10 protein-coding genes are annotated in these 8431 nt (G+C 69.4%); 5 read left to right on the top strand and 5 right to left on the bottom strand.

The window, feature by feature from the left end; genetic code table 11:
- The coding region (locus tag Q8R27_RS12915) for an AAA family ATPase (RefSeq protein WP_305699399.1) at nucleotides 1-751 on the bottom strand (751 nt) is incomplete at its 3' end.
- A 20-nt stretch (nucleotides 752-771) separates the two neighbouring features.
- Entirely contained in the window at nucleotides 772-1359 is a 588-nt protein-coding gene (hslV, locus tag Q8R27_RS12910; protein WP_305699398.1) for an ATP-dependent protease subunit HslV, read from the bottom strand.
- 5 nt (nucleotides 1360-1364) lie between these two features.
- On the opposite strand from hslV, the gene Q8R27_RS12905 reads away from it, so the two are divergent.
- Nucleotides 1365-2138 carry a molybdopterin-synthase adenylyltransferase MoeB gene (locus Q8R27_RS12905; RefSeq protein ID WP_305699397.1) on the top strand — a complete coding sequence of 258 codons (774 nt, stop codon included), beginning with the start codon at nucleotides 1365-1367 and terminating at the stop codon, nucleotides 2136-2138.
- Here the strand turns inward: Q8R27_RS12905 and Q8R27_RS12900 are convergent.
- Complete coding sequence (locus tag Q8R27_RS12900) at nucleotides 2119-3105, bottom strand: D-glycerate dehydrogenase (RefSeq protein WP_305699396.1); 987 nt, start codon at nucleotides 3103-3105, stop codon at nucleotides 2119-2121. The genes Q8R27_RS12905 and Q8R27_RS12900 overlap by 20 nt on opposite strands.
- Nucleotides 3106-3246: 141 nt before the next feature.
- Between Q8R27_RS12900 and Q8R27_RS12895 the strand changes: the two genes are divergently transcribed.
- From Q8R27_RS12895 to Q8R27_RS12880, 4 genes are all read left to right on the top strand, one after another.
- Complete coding sequence (locus Q8R27_RS12895; protein WP_305699395.1) at nucleotides 3247-3744, top strand: SH3 domain-containing protein; 498 nt, start codon at nucleotides 3247-3249, stop codon at nucleotides 3742-3744.
- 65 nt (nucleotides 3745-3809) lie between these two features.
- Nucleotides 3810-4334 carry a 3-hydroxyacyl-[acyl-carrier-protein] dehydratase FabA gene (gene fabA / locus Q8R27_RS12890; protein ID WP_305699394.1) on the top strand — a complete coding sequence of 175 codons (525 nt, stop codon included), beginning with the start codon at nucleotides 3810-3812 and terminating at the stop codon, nucleotides 4332-4334.
- A 54-nt stretch (nucleotides 4335-4388) separates the two neighbouring features.
- Entirely contained in the window at nucleotides 4389-5600 is a 1212-nt protein-coding gene (gene fabB, locus Q8R27_RS12885; RefSeq protein WP_305699393.1) for a beta-ketoacyl-ACP synthase I, read from the top strand.
- 68 nt (nucleotides 5601-5668) lie between these two features.
- Complete coding sequence (locus tag Q8R27_RS12880) at nucleotides 5669-6481, top strand: enoyl-ACP reductase (RefSeq protein ID WP_305699392.1); 813 nt, start codon at nucleotides 5669-5671, stop codon at nucleotides 6479-6481.
- 232 nt (nucleotides 6482-6713) lie between these two features.
- Here Q8R27_RS12880 and Q8R27_RS12875 read toward each other — a convergent pair whose 3' ends face one another.
- Both Q8R27_RS12875 and Q8R27_RS12870 read right to left on the bottom strand, forming a co-directional pair.
- Complete coding sequence (locus tag Q8R27_RS12875) at nucleotides 6714-7037, bottom strand: hypothetical protein (RefSeq protein ID WP_305699391.1); 324 nt, start codon at nucleotides 7035-7037, stop codon at nucleotides 6714-6716.
- A 76-nt stretch (nucleotides 7038-7113) separates the two neighbouring features.
- Complete coding sequence (locus Q8R27_RS12870; protein WP_305699390.1) at nucleotides 7114-8382, bottom strand: MFS transporter; 1269 nt, start codon at nucleotides 8380-8382, stop codon at nucleotides 7114-7116.
- Between the last annotated feature and the right edge of the window lie 49 nt (nucleotides 8383-8431).

Here is an 8431-nt window from a genome sequence, read left to right as displayed (position 1 = left end):
CGACCTTGTCGATCTCGTCGAGGAAGACGATGCCCTGGTTCTCGGCCAGCTCCAGGGCTTCCTGGGTCAGGGCCTCCTGGTCCAGGAGCTTGTCGCTCTCCTCGGCGATCAGCGGGGCCCAGGCGCCGGCCACGGTGGTCTTGTGGGTCTTGGTGCGGCCGCCGAACGCCTTGCCCATCATCTCCGACAGGTTGAGCACGCCCATGCCGCCGGGCTGGCCGGGGACCTCGAAGCCGCCCATGGCGCTGGTGTCGGCGAGCGTCAGCTCCACCGCCTTGTCGTCCAGCTCGCCGGCGCGGAGCTTCTTGCGGAAGGACTCCCGCGCCGCGGTGGAGCCCGGGCCGGTGAGGGCGTCGAGGATGCGTTCCTCGGCCGAGGCCTCGGCGCGGGCGCGCACGCCGGCGCGGCGCTTGTCGCGGACCATGGCCAGCGCGCTTTCCACCAGGTCGCGGACGATCTGGTCGACGTCGCGCCCCACGTAGCCGACCTCGGTGAACTTGGTGGCCTCGACCTTGAGGAACGGCGCCTGGGCGAGCTTGGCGAGGCGCCGCGCGATCTCGGTCTTGCCGACGCCGGTGGGGCCGATGAGCAGAATGTTCTTCGGCGTCACCTCGTCGCGCAGGTCGTCGGGCACGCGCCGGCGGCGCCAGCGGTTGCGCAGGGCCACGGCCACGGCGCGTTTGGCCGCCTGGTGGCCGACGATGAAGCGGTCGAGCTCGGAGACGATCTCGCGCGGGGAAAACTCGGTCATTGAAGGATCAATTCCGGCGCCTAGAGCGCCTCTACGGTCAGGTCGCGGTTGGTGTAGACGCAGATGTCGGCGGCGATGCCCATGGCCTTGCGGGCCACCTGCTCGGCGTCGAGATCGCTGTCCATCAGGGCGCGGGCGGCGGCCAGAGCGAAGTTGCCGCCCGATCCGATGGCCGCCACGCCGCTCTCCGGCTCCAGCACGTCGCCGACGCCGGTGACGGTGAAGATCGAGTTCTTGTCGGCGACCAGCAGCATAGCTTCCAGCCGGCGAAGGTAGCGGTCGGTGCGCCAGTCCTTGGCCAGGTCCACGCAGGCGCGGGCCAGTTGTTCGGGATATTGCTCTAGCTTGGCCTCAAGCCGCTCGATCAGGGTGAAGGCGTCGGCGGTGGCGCCGGCGAAGCCCGCCAGCACCCGGCCGTCGGCGAGGCGGCGCACCTTGCGGGCGTTGCCCTTGACGATGGTGGCGCCCATCGACACCTGGCCGTCGCCGGCGATCACCGTCGCGCCCCCTTTGCGCAGTGCAAGGATGGTGGTCCCATGCCAATTGGGAAAGGCGCTCGCGGTGTCGGACATGGCCTGCGATGTGGCCAGCGGGCAGGGCAAGGTCAAGGCGGATGACGTTTTCCGATGCGGAGGTCGAGCGATACGCCCGCCATCTGGTGCTGCGCGAGCTGGGCGGGCCGGGACAGCAGAAGCTCAAGGCCGCCCATGTGCTGATCGTCGGGGCCGGCGGCCTGGGCGCGCCGGCGGCGCTGTATCTGGCCGCGGCGGGGGTCGGGCGGCTGACGCTGGTGGATCCCGACGTGGTCGATGTCTCCAACCTGCAGCGCCAGGTGATCTACGCCGAGGCCGACGTCGGGCGGCCGAAGGTGGAGGCGGCGGCTGAGCGGCTGAGCGGCCTCAATCCGTTTGTGCGCGTCGATGCAGTGCAGGCCGCGCTGGACGAGGGCAATGCGCGCGCGCTGACGGCGAATTGCGACCTGGTGCTGGACGGCACCGACGACTTCGGGGTGCGGTTCTGCGTCAACGCCGCCTGCGTGGCGGAACGCAAGACGCTGGTCAGCGGGGCGATCGGCCGCTGGACCGGGCAGGTGGGGGTGTTCGAAGGCCGGCCCTGCTACCGCTGCCTGGTGCCGGACACGCCGCCGGACGCGGAGACCTGCGCGGCGGTGGGCGTGGTGGGCGCGCTGGCGGGCGTCGTCGGTTCGATGATGGCGCTGGAGGCGGTGAAGCTGATCACCGGCGCGGGGCGCTCGCTGACCGGACGGCTGATGATCTACGACGCCCTGGCGGCCGAGACGCGGACGGTGCGGGTGGGGGCGGATCCGGATTGCGAGGTGTGTGGGTCACGCACAACCGCTCACCCCCCTACAACATCGACGGGATGACGCGGTCGGGAGGGCGGTGGCCGTCCATCCAGGTCTTGATGTTGATGATCACCTTCTCGCCCATGTCGAAGCGGCCCTCGGCGGTGGCCGAGCTCATGTGCGGCAGCAGCACCACGTGGGGCAGGTGGAGCAGGCGCGGGTTGATTTCCGGCTCGCGCTCGAACACGTCCAGGCCCGCGCCGGCCAGGCCGCCGGTGGCGAGCAGTTCGGCCAGGGCGTCCTCGTCGATGATCTCGCCGCGGGCGGTGTTGACGACGATGGCGTGCGGCTGGAGCAGCTTCAGCCGCCGCGCCGACAGCAGGTGGTAGGTGGCGGGCGTGTGCGGGCAGTTGACCGAGATCACGTCCATGCGGGCCAGCATCTGGTCGAGGCTCTCCCAGTAGGTGGCCTCGACCTCCTCGGCGATGCGCGGGCTGACCGGTTTGCGGTTGTGGTAGTGGATCTGCAGGCCGAAGGCGCGCGCGCGGCGGGCGACCGCCAGGCCGATGCGACCCATGCCGACGATGCCCAGGCGCTTGCCGTAGATCCGCCGACCCAGCATCCAGGTGGGGGACCAGCCGGTGAAGCCGCCGGACTGCACGAGGTTGGCGCCCTCCACCACGCGGCGCGACACCGCCATGATCAGCGACAGGGTGAGGTCGGCGGTGTCCTCGGTGAGCACGCCGGGCGTGTTGGTGACGGTGAGGCCGGCGGCGTTGGCGGCGGACACGTCGATGTGATCGACTCCGGCGCCGAAGTTGGCGATCAGTTTCAGCCGCTCGCCGGCGTGGGCGATGACGTCGGCGTCGATCCGGTCGGTGATGGTGGGGGCGATGACGTCGGCGCGTTGGAAGGCCGCGATCAGGCCTTCACGGCCCAGCGGCTCGTCGGTCAGGTTGAGTTCGGTGTCGAACAGCTCGCGCATCCGGGTCTCGACCGGATCTGGAAGTTTGCGCGTAACGATGACTTTCGGCTTGCGGGCGGCCATGGGCGATCTGAAAAGGGGACTTGGCGAAGCCCAGGCTCGGGCGCGTTGAGAGTCAACCTCTAGCAAAGGGCCCGAGAGCGGCCAAGGCAAAGCGGCCAAGGCAGGCGGGCGAAGGTCGAACGGGTGCGGGGCGATATACCCATGCGAGCCTTGAGGGTGGCGATCGCCCTGGTTCTGGCCGCGAGCGCCGGCGTCGCGCTGGCCGCCGATCGGCCGACGCCGTCCGGCCTGCCGGTGCCGCGCTATGTGTCGCTGAAGTTCGACACGGTGAACGCCCGCGCCGGCCCCGGCGACGATCACCGGCTGTTGTGGATCTATCATGCCCGCGGCTTGCCGGTGCAGGTGGTGGCCGAGACGGTGGAGTGGCGGCGCGTCTGCGATCCGCAAGGCGGCCTCGCCTGGGTGCACCGGCGAACCACCGACGGACGCCGTATGGTGATGAACCTCAGCTCCGACCCGGTGGTCTTGCACCGCTCGGCGAAGCCGGCCTCGCGCACGGCGGCGCTGCTGAACTCCCGCGCCCTGGCGGCGTTGGATCGCTGCACCAAGGGTTGGTGCCGGGTGCGAGCCGACGGGGCCACCGGATGGGCCGCGGCCAACGAACTTTGGGGAACCGCGCCCGAATCCCAATGCCGTTGAGCGGCGCGGCGGCCTCTGCTAGGGCCTGACCGTCCGTGCGCGGGCTGATTTGACAAGGGCGGACAATGACCAACGTGAAGGGCAAGGACCGGTACGACCGCGAGGACCTGCTGGCCTGCGCCCGAGGCGACCTGTTCGGGCCGGGCAATGCGCAGCTGCCGGCGCCGCCGATGCTGATGTTCGACCAGATCACCAAGATCACCGACGAGGGCGGCCAGTACGGCAAGGGCTACGTCGAGGCGCAGTTCGACATCAATCCCGAGCAGTGGTTCTTCGACTGCCACTTCCTGGGCGATCCGGTGATGCCGGGCAGCCTGGGCCTGGACGCCATGTGGCAGCTGGTCGGGTTCTTCCTGGGCTGGATCGGCGGCGCGGGGCGCGGCCGGGCGCTCGGCTGCAGCACGGTGAAGTTCGGTGGCCAGGTGACGCCAGAGATCAAGTCCATCGTCTATCGCATCCAGATGAAGCGTGTGATCAATCGCGCGCTCGTGATGGGCGTCGGCGACGGGGTGCTGGAAGCCGACGGAAAGCCTATCTATTGGGCTGAGGATCTGCGCGTGGGCCTGATGCGCCCGCAGGACCTTGCCTGATACTGGGGCCTGATACTGAGACCTGAGGCTGGAACGGCATCGAAGGAACTACGGATGCGCCGCGTCGCCATCACCGGAATTGGCATCGTCTCCTCCATCGGCGCTGACGCCGCGGAGGTGCTGCAGTCTTTGCGTGAGGCCAAGTCCGGCGTCCGCTTCTCGCCTGAATACGCAGAGCTCGGCTTCCGCAGCCAGGTGCATGCGCCGCCCCAGATCGAATGGGAATCGATGGTCGACCGCCGCGCCGCGCGGTTCCTCGCCCAGGGGACGGCCTACGGCCATATCGCCATGGAGCAGGCGATCGCCGACGCGGGCCTGACCGAGACCGAGGTGTCGAACGAGCGCACGGGTCTGATCATCGGCGCCGGCGGTCCCTCCACCAAGACCATCATCGAGGCCGCCCAGACGGCGAAGGAACGCGGGCCCAAGCGGGTCGGGCCGTTCGCGGTGCCCAAGGCGATGAGCTCGGGCGCGTCGGCGACCTTGGCCACCTGGTTCAAGATCCGCGGGCTGAACTTTTCGATCTCCTCGGCCTGCGCCACCTCCACCCACTGCATCGGCTCGGCCTATGAGCAGATCCTGATGGGCAAGCAGGACGTGGTGTTCGCCGGCGGAACCGAGGAGCTGGACTGGACTCTGTCGGTGCTGTTCGACGCGATGGGCGCGATGAGCAGCAACTTCAACGACCGGGCGGCCGTCGCCAGCCGCGCCTACGACCGCGACCGCGACGGCTTCGTGATCGCCGGCGGCGCGGGCGTGGTGGTGCTGGAGGACATGGATCGCGCCAAGGCCCGCGGCGCGACGATCTACGCCGAGATCATCGGCTATGCGGCCAATTCAGACGGCTTCGACATGGTCGCGCCGTCCGGCGAGGGCGCGGCGCGGTGCATGCGCCTAGCGCTTGAGGGCGTCGATCGGTCGATCGACTATCTCAATCCGCACGGCACCTCGACCCCGGTGGGCGACCTGAAGGAGATGGAGGCGGTGCGCGCGGTGTTCGGCGACAAGCCGCCGCTGATCTCGTCGACCAAGTCGCTGACCGGCCACAGCCTGGGTGCGGCGGGCGCGCAGGAGGCGATCTATTCCCTGCTGATGCTGCGCAACGACTTCGTCGCCGAGAGCGCGCACATCGAGAACCTCGATCCGGTGTTCGAGGGCCTGCCGATCGTGCGCAAGCGGATCGACCGGCAGATCGACACGGTGATGTCGAACTCGTTCGGGTTCGGCGGGACCAACGGCTGCCTGGTGATGGCGCGGCCGGCTTAGGCTTGCGCCTGGCTGCGGGCGCGGCCACAAAACGCTCCACTGCACACCGCTAGAGGACGCGCGCCGCCATGGCTGACGACTACGACCTGCCCAAGGGCGAGCTGATGCGCGGCAAGCGGGGCGTGATCACCGGCGTCGCCAACCATCAGTCGATCGCCTGGGGCATCGCCTCGCAGCTCGCCGCGCAAGGCGCGGAGCTGGCGTTCATGCACCTGCCGGGCATGGAGCGGCGCGTGCAGCCGCTGGCCGAGAGCCTGGGGTCCAAGGTCGTGGTTGCGGCCGACGTCACCGACGACGCTTCGATGGAGGCCGCGTTCGGCGCGGTCGAGGCTGCGTTCGGGTCCATTGATTTCTTCGTCCACGCCATCGCCTTCGCCAACAAGGACGAGCTCAAGGGCTCGTTCGTGGACAACACCACTCGCGAGGGTTTCCTGCGGGCGATGGACATCTCGGCGTTCAGCTTCGTCGACTGCGCCCGCCGCTCGGCGGCGCTGATGCCCAACGGCGGCTCGATGATCTGCCTGACCTACATGGGTTCGGAGCGGGCGATCCCGAACTACAACACCATGGGCGTGGCCAAGGCCGCGCTAGAGGCGGCGACCCGTTACATCGCCCGCGACCTGGGGCCGAAGGGCATCCGGGTGAACGCGGTGTCGCCGGGCGCCATGCGCACCCTGTCCCTCGCTGGGATCTCCGGCGGCCGCGCGATGATCGCCCAGGGCCGGGCGATGTCGGCGATGAAAGAGGACACCTCCATGGAGGGCGTCGCCGGCTGCGCGCTGTGGCTGCTGTCGGACCTTGGCAGGTCGACGACGGGCGAGCTGATCCACGTCGACGCGGGCTTCCACATGATGGGCCTGGGGGACGAGGCGGAGGGGTAGGGGCTCTCCTTTTCGCCGCTCCAACGCGTCATCCTCGGGCTTGTCCCGAGGATCTATGAGCTTCGTGACGGCCAGGTGAGCGGGGCGGCTCGGTTGCTTGTCCGGCGTCTCCCTTGTGCATGGATCCTCGGGACAAGCCCGAGGATGACGGCGCCAGGCTCAAGCCGCGGCCCGCTGCTAGGCGCGGCGGCGCGGTAAACTCAACCGTTCGTCGGACGCCCGAGTGCCGCCCCTAGGCGGCGTCCGGCTCGGCCGGTGCGGTGTCCGCAGTCTCGAACGGCGCTCGGGCCTTGCGGCCGCGCACGGCCACCACAGCCTGCGCGAAGGTCGCCACGACGACGAAGAACGTCGCCGAGACGTGCGCCGTCTCCGCCTCCGGCCCGCCCTGCATCGACAACATCAACTGGGCCAACGCCATCACGGTGGAGCAGAGCGTGACCGCGTGAAGCGGCCGAAATCCCCTGGCGCGGAAGACGTAGCCGTAGAAGTAGGCCATCACGCCGACCCCGATGGCCAGCGCGCAGGTTGCGCTCAGCAGCGTCACGAACTGGTTCATGCCCTGTCCTCTTGTCGAGCTTATACAGCCCGTTAGAGGTTGAGCATCCGTGAACCGGCGTTTTGCGAGCTGCGCATCAGGATTGCGCGCCGGCGTTGCGCAGCGGCGCATTGGCCCGCACGAAGACCAGGATGGCGACCAGCGCCAGCGCATTGATCAGGTAAGGCCCGTCACGCCAGTACTGATAGATCGATAGCGCGATCACCGGCGCGAAGATCACGCCGGCGATGCCGGAGGAGGCGATCACGCCCGCCACCTCGCCCTGCCGGGAGTCGGAAGCAGCCAGCGAGGCGCCCGCCGTGACCCCCGGCCGGATGAACGCATAGCCGAGGCTGGCCAGCGCGAAACCGGCCGCGGCCGGCCATACCGACTGCGACAGCACCAGCACGGCGTTGCCGACGATGGCGATCACCAGCCCCAGCCAGATCAGCCGGCCCGGCTGCAGCTTGAACATCGGGATCAGCGCCGACTGCGCCACCACCGACACCAGCGCCCCGCCCATCAGCACATAGGCGGTGTAGACCTGCGCCTTCATCGGCGGCAGGCCGGTCAGGTCGATGATCATGAAGCCGATCACCTGGGCGTTGACGATGGTCACCACGCCCAGCCACAGCGAGCACCAGACGAAGGGGCCGACCACCGGGTCGCCCCAGAAGCCGCCACGCAGGCCCAGGCGCTGCAGCAACGGCTGGCTGGCGCGCGCCGGAACGTTCTCGCGGCGGTCGGCCGGGATCAGCACCCAGGCCGCCACCAACACCGCCGTGCCGATCACGAAGAAGAAGAACATCGGCCCGGCGAGCCCAAGGATCGGCAGGATCATGAACGGTGCGGCGGCGGGGCCCAGGATGCTGCCCAGTCCCTGCGCCGAGGCCAGCATGCTGAGGGCCTGCGTGCGGTTCTCGGGACTGGTGTGGTCGGCCACATAGGCCTGCGACGCCGGGCCCGCGGAGAACCCGAACAGGCCCATGAAACAGCGCGAGCCGACGATGGCGACGAAGGCGGTCATCGGCGCGACCCAGCCGACCATGCCGATGTGGATGGCGAGCGCGGTCAGCGCGCTGGAGCCTGCGAAGCCCGCGCACCCCACCAGGATGATCGCCTTGCGCCCCACCCGGTCGGACGCCGACGACCACAGGGGCGCCACCAGGAACCAGATCAGCGACGACGCCGAGGCCGTCGAGGCGACCAGGGCGTCGGGGATTTTCAGTTCGCGCCCCACCACCGGCATGAAGGCGTACAGCGCCCCCAATCCCGAATAGGTGGTGATCATCGCCGCGTAGAGCACGCTGGACACGCCCCACGTGGGGCCGGTCCGCGGGTCCGCCGTCGTGTTTGCCTGGCTCATGCTGTGCTCACCCTCGCGCCGCGGTGCGCCGAACGCCGGCATCCGCGGT

The organism is Phenylobacterium sp. (assembly GCF_030697305.1).
Taxonomy (GTDB): domain Bacteria; phylum Pseudomonadota; class Alphaproteobacteria; order Caulobacterales; family Caulobacteraceae; genus Phenylobacterium.
The sequence above is the reverse complement of the archived record's forward strand: the minus strand, read 5'-3'. Positions and strand labels throughout refer to the sequence as shown.